We start from the raw sequence: 17,430 nt of genomic DNA on the forward strand, positions 1-17,430 counted from the left end.
TCACCATCTGGTGTATATCATAGGAGTATGTCCGTTCATTATTTCAAACCCTTCCATCCGGTAAAAATCTTCTGTATCAGGTTCTGCGATAAGGCCAATCCATGAGAGGCCTCTTTTAACTGATTCATCGACAAGACTTTTCAGAACCGTTTTGCCAAGGCCCTTTCCTCTGTAATCTTTTAAAATTACAAGGTCCTGAATATATCCGTCTGAAACTCCGTCTGATATGACCCTGCCCATGCCCACAGCCTTATTTTGTCTGACAGAATATGCAACTGCAAACAGGAAACTTCCGGATATTAGGGGCAAAATTCCCATTTTATCCCACTCTTCCTTCCACCAGTTTCCCTGCCTGTATAATTCTATTATTTCAGAAGTATTCCATTCTTCTACAAACCGTATTTCGATCTTTTCATCATCAGGCATTTAAGTTAATTATTTCTGTAGGATTTGATATTAATCTGGCTGTTCTCCGATAAATATTTGCAATGATATTTGTAATATAATGAATATCTATGTACATAATCCGGTGTAACAATGATTGAAATAAAAGATCATCAAAAAGCATTGCTGGTGCTTGGGTGTCCGCAGGTACCCACACAGACCGCTGCCGCAATGTATCTTGCGTATAAACTGAAAAATACCGGGATTATACCTGTAATTGCAGCAAATCCTGCTGCAAGAATGCTGATGAAATATGCAGATCCTGAAAAGCACTATATTGATGAACTGCATGATCTGGACAGAATGATCGGTGATCTTGTTGAAAGGAGGCAGAATTTCTCTTTATGCTTTGTATTCGTCCATAATGATTCAGGTCTGTCTTATGCTGCTTCTATGAATATAATACTTAATGGAGGGATAGTAATTCCTGTAATATTCGGAAAGGAGATTGAATCACTTAAGGAAGGGATTAATTTTGACTGTTCTGTCATATCCGGAAGAGCAGAACATAACCCAAAACCGCTGATAAATGCAATGGAGAGTGGAATTAAATGGGATGTTTAGAGAAACTTCCATATGAAGTAATACAGAGAAATTCCAGTTTTAAGGAAGCGCGTGAATATGTCGAAAAGAACATAAAGGAATATTATGAAGTTCCTCCGGGTTACAAAATATTTGATGTTTATATCATAGGAGTACCCCCAATTAAGGTTGGTATTGACGGAGATAGTGTGATCTTCCCATATACAAAACCCTGTCACGGGACATTTCTTGTGAGGGTGAAAGAAGCTCACGATGAGATAAAGAGACTCAGGAAAAAATAATATTTTTAGCTTTTTTTGATGAATTTTATTGCCGTTCTACTTATTGCAATCGGGCTTGCAATGGATGCCTTTGCTGTTTCCATCTCTGCCGGAGTAAAGGTTCCAAAGGGATCAAAAATCAGGACAGCTCTTATTATGGCCCTGGTTTTTGGACTATTCCAGGCTTTAATGCCGGTTATCGGGTGGACATTAGGGACAGGTTTTGCAGATTATGTGGATGCCTGGGATCACTGGATTGCTTTTATTTTGCTGTCAGCGATTGGTCTGAAGATGATATATGAGGGCCTCTCAGAATCAGAGGGGGATGAAGAGAGAAATGTCACAAATGGTGTAATAATCTTAATATTGGGCATTGCCACAAGTATTGATGCCCTTGCAGTAGGATTTACATTTGCATTCCTGAATGAACCCATCCTGATTCCGGTACTGATAATTGGTATTGTAACCTTTCTCTTTTCATTTGCCGGTGTGATTTTTGGTGAAAAATTCCGTGATCTTATCGGAAGAAAAGCAGAAATTCTCGGTGGGCTTGTCCTTATAGGGATAGGGGTGAAGATACTTGCTGAGAGTTTAATCTGAGATCTGTGTGAATCTGATCAAAAAGCTGATGAAACTGAATTTATAGAGCATGAATTTGTATTATGAATAAAATCCGGTATTTTTTAATCATGCTTGTAACTATCCCCCTAGTAATTTCTGAAGTAATTGTGTAATGTGGTCTATTTCAGAGGTTATAATATTATAATTATGACTGACAACCAATAATGTATATAAATGACTGATATCTGTACGATTGATCTCAACACTAAAACACCTTTCAGTCTGGATATTACATTATCCTGCGGGCAGGCACCAAGGTGGGAATATTCTGAAGGCTGGTGGATTGGAGTTGTGCTTGAAGATGTAATTAAAATCAGGCAGACAGATAATACCCTTGAATTTACAGGTTGTGATGGGGAATTTATCCGTGATTATTTCTGCCTCGATTATGATCTGAATGAATTTTATAAAAAGTTCAGTGATGATTATCTGCTGAAAGATGCCTTTGAAAAGCTGAGAGGTTTAAGAATTGTCAGACAGGACCCATGGGAATGTCTCTTGTTTCAGATGACTGTTAATAAAATCCGGACAAAAGGGGATTATGACCGGATAACAAGAATAGCAAAAGGAGTCGGGAAAGAATTAATTTTTGAGGGCAGGAAATATTATTCGGTTCCGGGGGCAGAGATTATCTCAGAATCAGGTTTAAGAACCCTAAAAACCTGCAACATTGGTTATTATGCCACAAATATTTTTAATACGGCAGAAAAAGTCATTGAGGAGAGAGACTGGGCAGAAAAAGTATCTGTTATGGATTATGAGAATGCAGTTGCTTATCTTTCAGGATTTAAAGGGGTAAAAAGAAGTGTTGCAGAATGGGTTTTATTACTCTCACTAAAGCGATATGATATCTTTCCGGTGGACACACATATAAGGGATTTCTTCGTTAAGAACTACATGAAAGATTATCATTTCAGCAAAACAGGAAGTAATGCTATTGATTCTACAGTCAGAGATGTAGCAGATAAAAAATTTGGCAGTTATGCCGGATATGCAATGGAATATCTCTTCAATATGAATAATGAGTTTATTGAGGATTTTATTAAATCCTAATTCTCAGTGGCTTTAATAATTTCATCATAAAATTTTTCTGACTCTTCTTTGGTCCTTCCTTCAACGAAGAGTCTCATGAATGGTTCAGTGCCGGAAGGTCTGAGAAGTGCCCATGAATTGTCTCTGTTTACTCTGACACCATCGGTCAGATCGAGACTGTCATCCTTAAAAGCCTGCTGAATTTTTTCAGTGATAACATCCGGCTCTTCAGTATAAACCTTCCCGCGCTTCATATATTTTGGTGGCAGTTCAGATCTCAGCTCAGATAGTTTTTTGCCGGAAGTCGATATGAGGTATGCCATGGATGCGGCAGTCATGCCTCCGTCACGGCAGTGCTGATGTCCCGGAAAGATCAGCCCTCCGTTTCCTTCGCCGCCAAAGAGAACATTTTCACCTGACTGTGACAGTTCAAGCATCTTTCTTGCAACATAGATGCTGCCGACTTTGGTGTATATCACTGTGCAGTTCTCTTCTGAGGCAATTTTTTCTACGATCTTTGATGTGCTCACCGGAGTTACAACCACTCCCGGCCCTTTATCTTTACAGATGAGCATCTGCATTAATGCGAACTCCTCGTTCTCCTCTACGTATTCACCTCTGTCATCGACAAATACGGCCCGGTCTGCATCTCCGTCATGTGCAACCCCAAATGATGCTCCGGTTGCGACAGTAAGTTCAGACAATCCCATCAGCCCTTCAGGAGATGGTTCGGGCAGTCTGCCGGGAAATGTTCCGTCTGTTTTTCCGTTTATTGTATGGACTCTGCATCCCATCTTTGAGAGGATCTGCGGTGTTGTTTTACATGCCGGACCTGATCCGGGATCTACTGCCACTATTAATTCTGTATCTGTCTTTGGGAAATATCCGGCGACTGCATCTATATATTCTGCCAGCATCTCCTCTGAGTGCCTCTCTTCGCCGGTCTCTCTCCAGTCTTTGATATCGAAATCCTCTGAAAAAAGTATCTCTTCAAGTGCTATGGTGTTGTCATCGCCCATCTCTGTCCCGTCGGTGTCAATCAGTTTTACACCGTTGTATTCCGGAGGATTGTGTGAGGCAGTCACAACTGCTCCACCGTCAAAATACTTTCTAACCAGATACTGTAGTGCAGGTGTAGGAAGAACGCCTAAGTCAACCACATCGCATCCGCCTGAAAGAATTCCGGCCTTGAGTGCGTTTATGAGTGCCGGCCCGGAGGTTCTTGTGTCCATGCCCACAGCAAGTGTCCCAGGTCTCATTTTGCTCAGTGAAAGACCTATGTTCATTGCAAGCTGCGGGTTCATTGCTTCGCCGACAACTGCCCTTACACCGTTTGTACCAAAAAGCTGTTTCTTTTTAATTTCTGCCATAAAATTCCCCTGAATTACTCCGTTAATAATTGGATTGGTGAAAGTTATAGCTTTCACATTAATATTCTGTGCGGATATTTTCATCCGGCAGGTCATTTAGATCATACGTATAGCATCCGGCGGTTTATGGATTTTAGTGTGGTTCAGTTTTACTGTTGAAGGTCGGAATTGTAGCCGAGGAGATCAGTTTCCCGGAATTATTTATATCCGGACAGGTGAATGCTGAAAAAGTGTTTTTTGGGATTGTCTTTTATTGCCGGGTTTTGGATTTATGAGATTTTACTCATCTCTAATGCCTGAATCTTCTGTCAGTTCTTCAATATCTGAGTAACACTCTTCAGGGATCTTCCCTCCCGGAATATCTTCATATTCAAAGTCATCCTCAGGTTCATCACTGACTGTTTTTGGTGCTCTTATCATTGATGATGCTTCAGCAACACTTCTCATTACATCCGTAATTTTATCTTCGATATCAATTTCATCATCGAGATCTACTGAAGTGCCTTCGATTTCAAGAAGGAATCTTGCAACTTCACTTGATTCAAATAATATGTCATCCAGTTCATCGGCAGTAAAGAAGCCACATAATGCCCCATAAAAGAATGTAGCTCCGGATTTTTTTACCTTCTTTTTAAATGAACTTCTTGCCTGGTTTACTGCCTGAGGTGAATAGGTATCTGTCATGAATGGGATGAGTTCAGGCAGGTTTTCACCGATAAATGTCATCTCTGCTCCTCCTCTTGTAGAGAAGTCTGCACATAGACGGGCTATGGCCCATTCTCTTGCTGTAATGTAGGTGTGCTTTCTTAAAAACTGATTTACTCTCCTGTATGTTGATCCGTCAACCTTCTTGAATTTTTTATATTTGTTGATTCTCTCTTTTTCTTCAGGAGTCAGCTTGTCTGTAATTTCCGTCTGATAATCGGATTTTTCCTGATCAATGTCATCGTTGGCTGTTTCTGATTCTTCCGGATTATCCGGTGATAGTGGTTTATCTATTACATTTTTATCTTCTAATCTTTCGTCTTCCGGTTTATCAGTGACATCTGCATTATCTGATCCTTCATCCTGTTCTGAATTATCAGCCATATCCGGATTATTGGGTATTTCTTTTTTATCAGATCTTTCCGTTTTATCCTGTCTTTCTGAACCGTCTGCTGACTCACACATTTCTTTTTCATCAGATCTGCCTGTATCTTCTGACATCCCTGTGAATTCTGCTCCATTGGATATTTTTATATCTTTGAGATCCGGCAATTCTTCCGGCATTGCAGATTTATTATAATCAGTTCTCTCTTTAGATGTGACTTCAGTATGGACTTTGTTTCTCTCAGAGTCAATGACAGAATATATATCATCATCTGGTTTATTGTCTTGTGCTTCTTCAGGATTCATATTTTCATCAGGATTTTTTATTTTACCATTCTCTTTTTTAGCCATTTAAGATCAGAATTCATCATCATTCTCTTCTTGTCATTTAACATAATTTAATGCTTTAAATCAGAGGAATTTAATTAAGATTTTTAATCATGAGTTTTGATTTCATTTTTCACCTGAATTCTGCTGGTTTTATCCGGTAACATTCTGTACAATAATTTAAAACCATCTCTCCCCTCCGATGACTCATAAACCATTTTTTTCTAACCCACCATATATTTTAGATCTATTAACTCAGGATCAGCGAACTGAGCCACCATATATAGCATCATATGGTTTATCAGATATGTGGACAATATTGTTTACGGCGATTTTATTTAATATTGTCGCTATTATTTTCTCTATCTGAAAATCTGACTATATTACGTGTATTTTGTAAGTACACAATAGTATTGCCTGCATCAGTACCCAATAATATTACAGAATTTCCCGAATACTGATAAATTATGACACCTGTTATACAATGGGAGTAGTTGCCTGCCCAAATAAAAATTATATTGGTGAAAATATAAGTAAATATCAGGGATTGGCCTAAAAAGGTCAATAAACACTTTATTTATCTGAAAGTGGAAAGAATTTCCTGTACACATCCCTTCTCTCATCAACATCAGTATGCAGATATACTTCGGTTGTTTTTATAGATGAATGCCCCAGATTTTCCTGTACAACCCTCAGATTTTTTGATCTTCTGTACAGTTCACTCGCATAACTGTGCCTGATCTTATGTGGAGTTATTCCCTTTGGAGCATATCTGTTGAAGATGTACTGCACTGTTCTTGGAGAGATGTGCTTTCCCATCTGCCCGACAAATACCGGCCCGGAGATCTTTTTGGATGTGAAACTGTCAATCTGTTTAAGGGTTTCGTCATCGACAAAAACAGTGCGTATTTTGCCCCCTTTCCCTTTAACTTTTATTGTATGGTCCTCAAAATCAATGTCATCAATATCTATGGAACATAGTTCAGATACGCGGACTCCGGTAGAATATATTGTTCTGATGATCAGTCTGTCCCTTTCACCCGGAATTGCATCAAGAAGCCTGATTACCTGATTATGCTTTAAATATTTCAGTTCCTGCTCCTTTATTTTGGGCCTGTCAACTCCGATCATGGGGTTTGCCTCAATAATTCCCTGTTTAAAGCAGTACCTGTAAAATGAGCTTAAGGAGGAAATTATTCTGTGAAGTGTGGCTGGTTTGTACTCTCTTAGTGACATCATGTATGCCAGAAAATCATTTATCATAATTGAAGTTGTATCAACGTCAGTATCCAGCCTGGCTTTTTTTGTGTCATTCCAGTACACCGGAAGTTTCTCTTCTCCCTCATTTCTCATTATCCAGAGATAGTATCCAAACTTTTTGACAGAACCTTCATAGCTCTTTATTGTTCTCTGTGAGTAATTCCGCATCCTGAGGTGGTGCAAAAAGCGTTTTAACCACTCTGAAAAATAATCTCCCTGCATGCTTTATTCTTTGAAATTACTGATTTAATAACTTTTTCGTAGAATACCTATTCTGCGCAAAAACTTTAAGCCATATATGGGGGTATTTCCTGAAAGAATTATCGGCGAACTTTTGGTGTATTGCCGGAAGAATTTTGGGATGGACAGGATTTATCTGTATGTTGATTTTAATTGAGGTACTGAAAAAATATCAGCTGATTTTTCAGTGATATTGTTTTTTTTGGTCCTCATCCGGGACTTTTTTAGTGATTGTCTGTGAAATCCAAATTAAGGGCAATATATTGTCATCAATGTCAAATTGGATGTCTGATATAGATATGTGTCAGAAAGTGCAACACAACGAACGTATGAGGATGTTTATTTGGAGAACAATTTTTAAATTCGGAATTTTCAATATGATTGTAATAATTTCCAGGCAACAGTTTTTATTTTTCCCAGGAGGATTACTGATACATTCTCCGGATTTTCTCCCCTTCAATATCCACAGATTTCTGTCTTTTGAATGGCAGGAAAATTCCGCTATGTGAGACATATTTTTCACACTCAGATGTCTGAAATCCGGAAATCATATTGGAGTAACAATTAGTAACATCGATATTTTTTCAGTCAAAATAATATTTATCTGCAAATTTCAGAAGATATTTCACCCCAATACTGCTGTAACCATCATATAATCAGCCACGGGTTGCCCCACTACCTGCTTCCTTATCTGTCTATTCTGAATGTTAATTGTCGGATCTGGGGATTATATAGACATAAAATATGCAGCAATGATCCGGCAGACGGACGCAGTTACATTATGTTACTAGAATATTTAATTCGTCAAAATAGTGTGTATCTGTAAATTTCAGGGCATATCTAACCCCAATACTCACCCCAATACTGTTGTAGCCATGCAGATGAGCAATCGCAGATAGATTGAACCCCGACCTGATTTTCCTGATCTGTCAATTCTGAATGCTAATTGTCAGATCAGAGGTTTTTATGGTCATAAAATATGCAGCAATAATCCGGCAGACAAACAGAGTTACATTATGTAACTCAGATATTAATTTCATCAGAATAGTGCATATCTGTAAATTACAGGGCATATCTAACTCCAATACTCAATCAAATAATGTTGTAATCATGTAGATGATCAATCACAGATAGATTGCCATTTTCCAGCCCCCCAATCTCTCAATCCGGAATGTCAATTGTCAGATCTGGGGTTTTTATCGACATAAAATATGCAGCAATAATCTGGCAGATAAATTAGGTTACATTATGTAACCAAGACATTTACTTCGTCAAAATAGGCGTATCTGCAAATATCAAGGCATATCCCACTCCAATACTCGCCGTAATAATCAACTCAATTACTGCGGTGTAAAATAGATTTTTGAACAAGTGTCAAACTTGAGATAGATTGCTATTCTGCTGCCTATTGGTATGTCAATCCGAATGTTTGTCAGATCAGTTATGATTTTTCAGAAATTGCTGTCCGGCCGGCAGGTTCCATCTTAACAACGCCGTAAGATTCATATTTCCGGAAAGATATTTGAGTCTGCATCTGCCACCTCCCAAATCAGAATCTGAAAAAAAATCAGAATTCAGAATTCCGGCATATCAGGCAGATGGTTTGCACCACGAAATTATGTCAGTATCAAACTGCGGGCCAGTATTTGTAAGATTGTACATATCCTCCCTTTTTCCGGAATTATGCTGAATATTCAATGGATTTTTACATCTGAACGAACAGCCCTCCCTCCACCCACACCCCATAAACCATATGATGCTATATGACAGATGTTCGGCTGGGAAATCAGATCTCAGGACACCAGATTTAAAGAAATGTCACATAATCTGCACTCTTCAAAATCCTGATAGCAAAATACGGTTTATCAGCCTCCTTTGACCTCACAAAATATGTCATTCTCAAAACACTCATTAGCCTATAATAAAGATCTTTATGGTAGGATGAGTAAGGGCCCAACACCTGCGATGAAGCAGTTTTACGACTTAAAAGACAAATATCCCGGAACAATCCTCTTTTTCCAGATGGGGGACTTCTATGAGACATTTGGAGAGGATGCTGAGGTTGTTGCCAGTGAGCTGGACATAACCCTGACATCCCGCGGCAGAGATATAAACGGTGAAAAGATGGCTCTTGCCGGAGTTCCGATCCATGCAGGAGAGACATACATCTCAAGGATGGTACAGAAGGGTTACCGTGTTGCTGTCTGTGACCAGATTGAAGATCCAAAAAAGGCAAAGGGCATAGTAAAAAGAGATGTTGTAAGAGTCATCACACCCGGAACTGTAATCGACTCATCAATGATTGGAACTTCGGGATCATGCTACCTGATGTCACTTGACTACAACTCCAAAAAAAATGAATTTGGCATGGCATTTCTTGATGTCTCAACCGGAGAATTTTTTATATCAGAATGCAGGGAGAGCAATGGCTATACATCACTTAATTCTGAGATTGTGCGTTATAGCCCGTCTGAATGTATAGTCTCCCAAAAAGTTCCGGAATCAGCAATAAAAGAGCTTGAAAATAAAAATATTCTCATAACTCCGTACAACACAAGGGCATTTGATTATGAAACTGCCAGGGATTTCCTTCAGGATTACTTCAGTGTATCATCACTTGAAGGATTTGGCTGCATGGGCATGGATCTTGCCATCGGATCTGCCGGAGCATGCCTTTCATACGCCTGCTATACCCAGAAAAAAGACCTTGGACATATAAGAAAACTGTCTGTCAGAATTCCGGAGAACAGCATGGTTCTCGATGCAATCACGCTTAGAAATCTCGAAATTCTGGAGAACATAAGAAACCGTGGGAAGGACACATCCCTCTTTGGCGTATTAAATGATACAAAAACCTCAATGGGAATAAGAATCCTGAAGAAATTCCTGACAGCCCCGCTGATAAACAAAGAAGATATCGGGAAGAGACATGACGCAGTTGAATACTTCCTGAACAACTCCGCCACAAGATATAAACTGCGGGGACATTTACACAAATTCCCGGACATTGAAAGAATTGCCGGAAGGATCTCATACGGCAATGCAGGCCCGCGTGATCTCGTCACACTCAAAAATGCACTGCTTAAAATTCCGGAGATAAAATATCTTATAAATCCGGCATCCGAAAGACTTCCAGCACTAATACGGGAGTCTGTTTCCGGTGCAGAGGCACTCACTGACGTAACAGAACTCATTGAATCTGCAATTAATGATGAACCGCCTGTCCTTGCAAGAACAGGAGGCGTAATCCGGGATGGTTACAGCAGTGAACTTGATGAACTCAGGGATATTGCATATTCAGGCAAAAACTGGATTGCAGAATTTCAGCAGGGTGAAAGGGAGAGAACCGGAATCAAATCCTTAAAGGTAGGATTTAATAAAGTATCCGGATACTATATCGAAGTCACAAAGTCGAATCTCAGCCTTGTCCCACCCGAATACCTGAGAAAACAGACAATGTCAAACGGTGAGAGATATACCCTTCCGGTTTTGCAGGAGAAGGAATCTCTCATATCAAATGCAGAGGAGAAACTGCTTGCACTTGAACTTGAATTATTCAACAGCTTAATCTTATCACTTGCAGAAGTTGTCCCGGCAATACAGAAGACATCCGGACATATCGGTCTTCTGGATGTATATGCAGCATTTAGCAATGTATCAGATCTATACAACTATAAACGTCCGGTGATTGAAAATTCCGGCAGGCTCATCATATCAGACGGCCGCCACCCTGTTGTTGAGAGAAACATGGATAACAGTTTTGTGCCGAATGATTCCGGACTTGAAAGTGAGAGCGAACAGATCTTAATCATCACCGGAGCAAACATGGCAGGAAAATCCACCTACATGCGCCAGGTTGCCCTGATAACAGTAATGGCACAGGCAGGATGCTTTGTCCCCGCAGCCAGTGCTGTGATAGGAATTGTGGACCGGATATTTACCCGCGTTGGTGCATTTGATGATCTCTCAAGCGGCCAGAGTACATTTATGGTTGAGATGCTTGAACTCGCCAATATTCTTAATAACATCACCGACAAAAGTCTTGTAATTCTTGATGAGATCGGCAGGGGGACAAGCACACTTGACGGCTACTCCATTGCAAAGGCAGTGCTTGAATTCCTTCACGGCAGATCAAAGAGCGGACCGAGGACACTATTTGCAACGCATTTCCATGAGATGGTCGGGATGGAAGGTGAACTTAAGAGAGTGAGCAATTATCATTTCGCTGTAAACGAGACCGGAAGGGATGTAGTATTCCTCAGAAAACTTATTCCGGGTGCGACAGACAGGAGCTATGGTATCCATGTTGCAAAGCTTGCCGGAATCCCAAAGAAAGTGCTTGACAGGTCATCTGAAATCCTGAAATTGGAACAGGAGAGAGAATACTCAGTTCCCGGAAGAATACAGCCGAGATACACCCAGATGCTGCTTATAGATCAGGGAGATTGTGCATCTGTTCATGATTGTGGGAATGGTGGAAAACTTGCAGAGAGGATAAGGGAGATAGATACTGATTCACTCACTCCAAGGGAAGCACTTGCACTGATATATACTCTAAAAGAAGAAGCCGGAGATGAGATGAATTGAATACTGATATACAAAAAAAGATCCATCTCCTTGATGATGACACAATAAATAAAATTGCAGCCGGGGAGGTTGTCGAGAGGCCTGCATCTGTTGTAAAGGAACTTGTGGAGAATTCAATTGACTCCGGCGCAAAGACGATCAAAATTGATATAGGCTCAGACTCACGTGAAATATTCAGAATCCGGGTCTCTGATGACGGCTGCGGCATGGACAGGGATTCAGCCCTTCTCTCGGTAAGAAGACATGCAACAAGCAAACTATCATCCGCAGGCGATCTGATAACAATCGGAACTATGGGCTTTCGCGGTGAAGCACTTGCAAGCATTGCATCAGTATCCCGGTTTACACTAATAACCAAAGAAAATTCCAGAGATTCCCTTAAGGGCACAAAGATTGTAATTGAAGGTGGGAAAGACAATGAGACCAGTGAAACCGGCGCACCTGCCGGGACATCAGTTCTTGTTGAAAATCTCTTCTTCAACACCCCTGCAAGGAAGAAATTCCTTAAATCAAGGCAGACAGAGTTCTCCCATATATTAAAAGCAGTAGAGCAGATTGCTCTGGCAAACCCTTCTGTCTCAATACTTCTGACCCATAACGGCAAGGATAAGTTGTTCTCCGGCACATCGGCTGATTTTAAAGAGAAGATCGGTCACATATACGGCAGTGAGGCAGTTAAAGATCTCATTAAGATTGAAAAGACCTTCCCCTTCATGAAGGTTGCAGGGTTTTGTGAAAAACCCTCTGAGAATTCATCAACCCAGCAGTCAGTACATATATCAGTCAACAACCGTCCGATCTATTCTGTTCCTCTTTCAAGGGCTGTCAAGGAAGGTTATGGTACACTTCTGCCAAAGAACAGATACCCAATAGCATACTTAAGCCTCATAATTGACAGAAATATAGTTGATGTAAATGTCCACCCGACAAAGAAGGAAGTCAGATTTTCAAGAGAGACTGAGATAAGGCGTGCATTAAGGGATTCGGTTTCACAGGCCCTTAAAGGAGAATCCCTGGTCTATAAGAAAGGTCTGTCAGTATTCTCCTTTGGGAAGAGATCAAAGCCGGAAATCGTATATAATGAAGAAGAGCCTGACTATAAACCATCTGCTAAACCTTCTGTTCTGAGCTGTGAAAAATCTGAAGATTTACCATCCTGTACAGAAGAAGAATCGCATGCTACATATATCAGGGAAACATCCGGACAAGGGAGAAGGGAACCTGATCTCTTTTCATCATATATAAAAGAAGAGCCGGAATCAGTATATGTTAAAGAGAGATCCGCTGTAAGCAGCAGAGATTTTGGTATTTTTTCATCATATATAACAGAAGAACCAAAGTCCGCAACAGTCAGCGAAGCATATGATGATATAATAAGCAGCAGAGATTCCGGTCAGAAAAAATCCCAGTTTTCCGGGTTTAGCATAACAAATCCTGATAACGAAGAGCGCTACCACCCGAAATTTTCGGCAACAGACAGGCAGCTCAGGCTTACAGAAAATTTCTCATACAAAAATACCGGCGAATTCAGATTTCCGGATATGAAAATTGCCGGACAGTTTGATTCTTCATATATTGTCGCATTCATGTCAGGCAGTGAAGGAGAAGAGCTTGTCCTGATTGATCAGCATGCTGCCCATGAGAGAATAATCTATGACCAGATTCAGGCAAATAAAATGTCAGGAAAGATCTCCCAGGAACTGTTAGTGCCTGTTGTACTGAACTTAAGAGCCTCAGAATCGGAAATATTAAAATCCGGATTGACAGAACTTGAAGAGGAAGGATTTAATATTGATGAATTCGGTAAAGACAGTTTTGCAATACGATCTGTTCCCCTTGTTCTTGGCAAGAGGATAGGTACTGAGATAATAAAAGATATCATCTCTGATATAATGGACGATGGCAGCAGCACCTTTGAAGAGAAAAAGGAGAAGATTGCTTCAACAGTCTCCTGTAAGGCGGCAATTAAAGCCGGAACTGAACTATCCTTTGAGCAGATGCAGAAACTTGTGAAGCAGCTGTCTGCAACAGAAAATCCATACACCTGCCCTCACGGAAGACCGGCAGTGATTACAGTATCTTCAAAAAAGCTTTCTAAAATGTTTCTCAGAACCTGAAAAAAGGATTTTATCCCTTAATTTTTGCCTGGATTACGAATCCGGTAATGAGACTTACAATACCCATTGCAACAGCAAAGATACCAAGCACCTGAACAATAACTGCTGTGCCTGCCATTGGGAATACCATCATCATAATTCCAAGCATCACTGCAATAATTCCTGAAATTACAAGCAATACTCTGTACCAGCCATTTTCACGCTCAGCAGTAAGCCCAATCCAGAGATCTCCAAATCCGGTAATGAACGCCCACAGGGCAATCAGAACTGCTATAGTCACCCACAGAACTGCAAGGTTCATAATTGCAAGAATACCGATGATAATACCAATAATTCCAAGAATAATCAGCAGTATTCTGGACGTGCTTTTGTCCTGCCCGGCAAAACCTTTAATTAAGGTTGAAATACTGTAGATGATAATCAGTGCACCAATAAAGAATGCAATAAGATCAACAATCAAAGGTGCCCACAGAATCGCTGCTGCACCGAAAATTATTGATATAAGTCCCTGAAACAGGAAAATCCACCATGAAAGTGGTGTAAAATCTGCTTCAATAATTTCTACTTCAGCCATTTAAATCCTCTAGGATTAATTATTTCTTATAATTATTTATTGTTTTGTTATTTTTGCAGATCATTTTTGCTTAATTTGCTATTTTAGGCAGGATCATAACTGTTCCGGCAATAATGTTAATCATTTATCTATGTTCTCTGACATTGTTGCACCAAAATCATTTATACTTCAGATTCATTGTATTAGGGATTACCACAGACATCATGTACAATCCTTAAAATATAGAGAGTCTCGTCTTCACAGATCTCACTTAAAATAACATATGACAGCAGTTTTTTCCCGGAAAAAATATTTCTCACTTCTTCAGTGCCTGTAAGTGATGATACCAGAAGAAGACACCTGCCGTTTTTATTCATAATTTCAGGCAGGACTTCTGCAAATTTTTCTATAGTCTCCCTGCCGGAAATTCCTCCGTCAAGTGCATATTCAAGCCAGTCGTCAATTTTTTCCTCTTCCTCTGTTGGCAGATATGGCGGATTAAAGATGACAAGATCAAATTCAGAAGAGATTCCGGCTGAAAGATCAGTCCTGATAATCTCAGGCCCTAACGCTGCTGCTGATCTGCATGCATGAGGATTAATATCAGTACCTGTTACAGATTTAGCGATCTTATATGCTTCCCCCGCGATCTTTCCGCTTCCGGTTCCGATTTCAATCACCCTGTCATCATATTTTATCTCTGCCATTACTGCTTTTAACAGAAGATATGTATCAGCTTCCGGCTGGTAAACCTGTTCATGATATTTTGGTGTAATTTCTTTATCTTTCATACAATCACTATCCTGAATGAAGCATTTGAGACCGCCGGCTCAAAAATCCGGAGAAAAATATTTGGTTTTGGATCATATGAGATCATATGAGATCTCTATATCCGGAAAAATAGATCAATACCATCGTTTGATCTGATAAAACAGAATTATCCTGAAGCAGTATTTGATAGGTCTGCAAACTCTTTAAGGGTTAATTCCTGAGGTCTTTTTCTGAGTATATCTTCAGAAACACCGGACAGTATTCTCTCTGACTCTTCTCTGCCAATATTGTTCTCAGAGATATTTACAGCCTTCCGAATTGTTTTTCTCCGGTGCGAAAAGAGTTCACGGACTATAACTGCATAGAGTTCTATGTTGTTTATCGGGTAGGTAAGTTCATCTTTTAATGTAAGTCTTACGACATATGATTTTACCTTTGGTTTTGGGGAGAAGGATGATGGCAACAGTTCAAGCAGAGGCATTACCTTTGCATATGTCTGTACCATTATTGATAATCTTCCGCATTCAGAAGTGCCCGGAAGGGCCATCATCTTCATTGCAAATTCTTTCTGATACATCAGCACAGCTTCTTCAAAGCCCATTCCTATCAGCCTGAAAGTTATCTTTGATGAAGCTGAGTAAGGCAGGTTTGCAACGACAAGATCAAAGTCAGGGATCTCACATCGTATGGCATCACCATGAACAATGGTTAGATCTCCGGATTTAACCTCCCTAAAAAAACTTTTTTCAAGATAAGATACTAATTTGCCGTCAAGTTCAACAGCAATTACCTTTGCCCCACGACTAAGAAGAGCTTCTGTCAGTATTCCCTTACCAGGACCTATCTCAAGAACTGTCCTTCCGGATACATCTGCATATCCGGAAATCTTTTCTACAGCCCCGGCATCAACAAGGAAATGCTGATCATGCGGTGCTCTCATTTTGATGTGAAGAGATGATATTTGATATTCGGATCCTGCATCTCTTCGATAATTCTCTTAATTATCATCTGCTCCGGATGCGGAATTGATTTAATTCTCTCACTTATATCAGCGAAACTGTCAAAGAGCTTTTTCTCTCTCTCGTCAAGAATTTCCCATAATATTTTCTTTCCGATTCCGGGAAGCAGGTGAAGCATATGCTGTTTGGATGTGATCGGGACAGCTTTATTGAAGAAATCCACATAACTGGATTCTTTTTCCATTACAATACTCTTAATTGCATAAGGGACTTCAAGTTTTGCAGTCTGGGTCAGATCATTATAACCAATTCTCTTCTTTACCCTCTCAATTTTATCCCGCTGTTTCTCACCAATATATACAATATCACCTGTTGTGACATCAGTGTTTTTTGGTACAAGCTCAAGCAGTTTAAACTGTTCAGTGCCCATAGCCTGAACAAGAGGTTCCTTTTTGTACTGAGGCCGTCTTACGTCACCATGCCCCATCGGGAGTACATCAATAACTACAGCATAAAGTTCTTTTTTATCAGATCTCATAAAAGATTACCTTCCGGAAAAAAATCAGAAGTGGACCTTTACAAGGTCCAGAATCTCATCCAGCTCTTCACCTGTGAGGTTGAAGCGCTCTTTGGCGTAGATTGCCCTTAATTCATCTCTTGACTGAGGCATGATGCCCGCAATCCTGAATGCAATTTCAGGTTTCATCTTTTCAAATTCAAGAAGCTTCTCTACGAGTTCTCTTGAACTGCCTGCACTTGTTTTTGAGAGATGATTGGCATGCTCAATGCTTCTCCTAAGCTCATATGACATCTCTTTTCCAGCCTCAAGGCGTACTGCCTCAACCTTCAGTAATTCCTCACGTAATTCCTGAAGAGTAATTTTTTCTTCATTGATAATGCCTTTAACTTTCATGCCAATCCCTGTTATAAAAAAAGATTATTGTTTCTGAGGTCTTAGATGTTGTGGTCTTGAAATCACAGTCTTGAGTGAATTTCCGTCCCTTACTTCCAAAACCCATGCGCGTCCCTGTTTACCAATAACTTTACCGGTTCTTCCGTGGAATCTTCTGTGAGGCATTCCTGTCTGCACACTTGGATCTACAACAATGTGTACTCTCTGTCCGTCCTCAAATTCCTGAATAAGTCTTGTTACAGGGCCAATACCGCGCTGTCTGAGTTCTTTTTTGTACTTATAGCGTGTCTTTTTCCTCTGACCATTGTGATGTGCCATTTTTACTCTCCGTATTTTTAATAATA

General features: G+C 40.1%; 16 protein-coding genes. 6 read left to right on the forward strand and 10 right to left on the reverse strand.

What is annotated here, in order from left to right; translation table 11 throughout:
• Positions 1 to 426, reverse strand: coding sequence for a GNAT family N-acetyltransferase (locus L6E24_RS01050; RefSeq protein ID WP_257742887.1), 426 nt, complete (start codon positions 424 to 426; stop codon positions 1 to 3).
• A 111-nt stretch (positions 427 to 537) separates the two neighbouring features.
• Between L6E24_RS01050 and L6E24_RS01055 the strand changes: the two genes are divergently transcribed.
• The 4 genes from L6E24_RS01055 to L6E24_RS01070 all read left to right on the forward strand — a co-directional run bounded on the left by L6E24_RS01055 (position 538) and on the right by L6E24_RS01070 (position 2,921).
• Positions 538 to 1,008 (forward strand): DUF1890 domain-containing protein, encoded by a 471-nt coding sequence (locus tag L6E24_RS01055; RefSeq protein WP_257742888.1) that lies wholly within the window; start codon positions 538 to 540, stop codon positions 1,006 to 1,008.
• Positions 996 to 1,268 (forward strand): DUF1894 domain-containing protein, encoded by a 273-nt coding sequence (locus tag L6E24_RS01060; RefSeq protein WP_257742889.1) that lies wholly within the window; start codon positions 996 to 998, stop codon positions 1,266 to 1,268. Before L6E24_RS01055 ends, L6E24_RS01060 begins: the two co-directional genes overlap by 13 nt.
• An 18-nt stretch (positions 1,269 to 1,286) precedes the next feature.
• Entirely contained in the window at positions 1,287 to 1,847 is a 561-nt protein-coding gene (locus tag L6E24_RS01065; protein ID WP_257742890.1) for a manganese efflux pump MntP, read from the forward strand.
• A gap of 195 nt (positions 1,848 to 2,042) precedes the next feature.
• Positions 2,043 to 2,921: a DNA-3-methyladenine glycosylase family protein gene (locus tag L6E24_RS01070; RefSeq protein WP_257742891.1), complete on the forward strand. Its 879-nt coding sequence runs from the start codon at positions 2,043 to 2,045 to the stop codon at positions 2,919 to 2,921.
• Here L6E24_RS01070 and glmM read toward each other — a convergent pair.
• From glmM to xerA, 3 genes are all read right to left on the reverse strand, one after another.
• Entirely contained in the window at positions 2,918 to 4,270 is a 1,353-nt protein-coding gene (glmM, locus tag L6E24_RS01075) for a phosphoglucosamine mutase (RefSeq protein WP_257742892.1), read from the reverse strand. The two genes, L6E24_RS01070 and glmM, sit on opposite strands and share 4 nt — an antisense overlap.
• A gap of 279 nt (positions 4,271 to 4,549) precedes the next feature.
• Complete coding sequence (locus tag L6E24_RS01080; protein ID WP_257742893.1) at positions 4,550 to 5,710, reverse strand: DUF5806 family protein; 1,161 nt, start codon at positions 5,708 to 5,710, stop codon at positions 4,550 to 4,552.
• Positions 5,711 to 6,259: 549 nt separating this feature from the next.
• Positions 6,260 to 7,168, reverse strand: a complete 909-nt coding sequence (gene xerA, locus L6E24_RS01085) for a site-specific tyrosine recombinase/integron integrase (RefSeq protein ID WP_257742894.1) — start codon at positions 7,166 to 7,168, stop codon at positions 6,260 to 6,262.
• A 1,959-nt stretch (positions 7,169 to 9,127) separates the two neighbouring features.
• Here xerA and mutS point away from each other — a divergent pair.
• Positions 9,128 to 11,773 (forward strand): DNA mismatch repair protein MutS, encoded by a 2,646-nt coding sequence (mutS, locus tag L6E24_RS01090; RefSeq protein ID WP_257742895.1) that lies wholly within the window; start codon positions 9,128 to 9,130, stop codon positions 11,771 to 11,773.
• Complete coding sequence (gene mutL, locus L6E24_RS01095) at positions 11,770 to 13,890, forward strand: DNA mismatch repair endonuclease MutL (RefSeq protein ID WP_257742896.1); 2,121 nt, start codon at positions 11,770 to 11,772, stop codon at positions 13,888 to 13,890. The genes mutS and mutL overlap by 4 nt, the downstream gene beginning before the upstream one ends.
• A 10-nt stretch (positions 13,891 to 13,900) precedes the next feature.
• Here mutL and L6E24_RS01100 read toward each other — a convergent pair whose 3' ends face one another.
• From L6E24_RS01100 to L6E24_RS01125, 6 genes are all read right to left on the reverse strand, one after another.
• Positions 13,901 to 14,464 carry an HdeD family acid-resistance protein gene (locus tag L6E24_RS01100; RefSeq protein ID WP_257742897.1) on the reverse strand — a complete coding sequence of 188 codons (564 nt, stop codon included), beginning with the start codon at positions 14,462 to 14,464 and terminating at the stop codon, positions 13,901 to 13,903.
• A 182-nt stretch (positions 14,465 to 14,646) separates the two neighbouring features.
• Complete coding sequence (locus L6E24_RS01105) at positions 14,647 to 15,234, reverse strand: HemK2/MTQ2 family protein methyltransferase (RefSeq protein ID WP_257742898.1); 588 nt, start codon at positions 15,232 to 15,234, stop codon at positions 14,647 to 14,649.
• A 146-nt stretch (positions 15,235 to 15,380) separates the two neighbouring features.
• Positions 15,381 to 16,154: a 16S rRNA (adenine(1518)-N(6)/adenine(1519)-N(6))-dimethyltransferase RsmA gene (gene rsmA / locus L6E24_RS01110; protein ID WP_257742899.1), complete on the reverse strand. Its 774-nt coding sequence runs from the start codon at positions 16,152 to 16,154 to the stop codon at positions 15,381 to 15,383.
• Complete coding sequence (locus L6E24_RS01115; protein ID WP_257742900.1) at positions 16,151 to 16,711, reverse strand: DUF655 domain-containing protein; 561 nt, start codon at positions 16,709 to 16,711, stop codon at positions 16,151 to 16,153. The genes rsmA and L6E24_RS01115 overlap by 4 nt, the downstream gene beginning before the upstream one ends.
• Positions 16,712 to 16,735: 24 nt before the next feature.
• Complete coding sequence (locus L6E24_RS01120; RefSeq protein ID WP_257742901.1) at positions 16,736 to 17,086, reverse strand: RNA polymerase Rpb4 family protein; 351 nt, start codon at positions 17,084 to 17,086, stop codon at positions 16,736 to 16,738.
• A gap of 24 nt (positions 17,087 to 17,110) precedes the next feature.
• Complete coding sequence (locus L6E24_RS01125) at positions 17,111 to 17,404, reverse strand: 50S ribosomal protein L21e (protein WP_257742902.1); 294 nt, start codon at positions 17,402 to 17,404, stop codon at positions 17,111 to 17,113.
• Between the last annotated feature and the right edge of the window lie 26 nt (positions 17,405 to 17,430).

Origin of the sequence: Methanoplanus endosymbiosus, assembly GCF_024662215.1 — an archaeon.
GTDB classification, from domain to species: Archaea; Halobacteriota; Methanomicrobia; order Methanomicrobiales; family Methanomicrobiaceae; genus Methanoplanus; species Methanoplanus endosymbiosus.

What these genes read in the sequence shown, in the direction of transcription:
- L6E24_RS01050 (WP_257742887.1), bottom strand. Translation starts at nt 426, where the DNA reads ATGCCTGATGATGAAAAGATCGAAATACGGTTTGTAGAAGAATGGAAT.
- L6E24_RS01055 (WP_257742888.1), top strand. Translation starts at nt 538, where the DNA reads ATGATTGAAATAAAAGATCATCAAAAAGCATTGCTGGTGCTTGGGTGT.
- L6E24_RS01060 (WP_257742889.1), top strand. Translation starts at nt 996, where the DNA reads ATGGGATGTTTAGAGAAACTTCCATATGAAGTAATACAGAGAAATTCC.
- L6E24_RS01065 (WP_257742890.1), top strand. Translation starts at nt 1,287, where the DNA reads ATGAATTTTATTGCCGTTCTACTTATTGCAATCGGGCTTGCAATGGAT.
- L6E24_RS01070 (WP_257742891.1), top strand. Translation starts at nt 2,043, where the DNA reads ATGACTGATATCTGTACGATTGATCTCAACACTAAAACACCTTTCAGT.
- glmM (WP_257742892.1), bottom strand. Translation starts at nt 4,270, where the DNA reads ATGGCAGAAATTAAAAAGAAACAGCTTTTTGGTACAAACGGTGTAAGG.
- L6E24_RS01080 (WP_257742893.1), bottom strand. Translation starts at nt 5,710, where the DNA reads ATGGCTAAAAAAGAGAATGGTAAAATAAAAAATCCTGATGAAAATATG.
- xerA (WP_257742894.1), bottom strand. Translation starts at nt 7,168, where the DNA reads ATGCAGGGAGATTATTTTTCAGAGTGGTTAAAACGCTTTTTGCACCAC.
- mutS (WP_257742895.1), top strand. Translation starts at nt 9,128, where the DNA reads ATGAGTAAGGGCCCAACACCTGCGATGAAGCAGTTTTACGACTTAAAA.
- L6E24_RS01100 (WP_257742897.1), bottom strand. Translation starts at nt 14,464, where the DNA reads ATGGCTGAAGTAGAAATTATTGAAGCAGATTTTACACCACTTTCATGG.
- L6E24_RS01105 (WP_257742898.1), bottom strand. Translation starts at nt 15,234, where the DNA reads ATGAAAGATAAAGAAATTACACCAAAATATCATGAACAGGTTTACCAG.
- rsmA (WP_257742899.1), bottom strand. Translation starts at nt 16,154, where the DNA reads ATGAGAGCACCGCATGATCAGCATTTCCTTGTTGATGCCGGGGCTGTA.
- L6E24_RS01115 (WP_257742900.1), bottom strand. Translation starts at nt 16,711, where the DNA reads ATGAGATCTGATAAAAAAGAACTTTATGCTGTAGTTATTGATGTACTC.
- L6E24_RS01120 (WP_257742901.1), bottom strand. Translation starts at nt 17,086, where the DNA reads ATGAAAGTTAAAGGCATTATCAATGAAGAAAAAATTACTCTTCAGGAA.
- L6E24_RS01125 (WP_257742902.1), bottom strand. Translation starts at nt 17,404, where the DNA reads ATGGCACATCACAATGGTCAGAGGAAAAAGACACGCTATAAGTACAAA.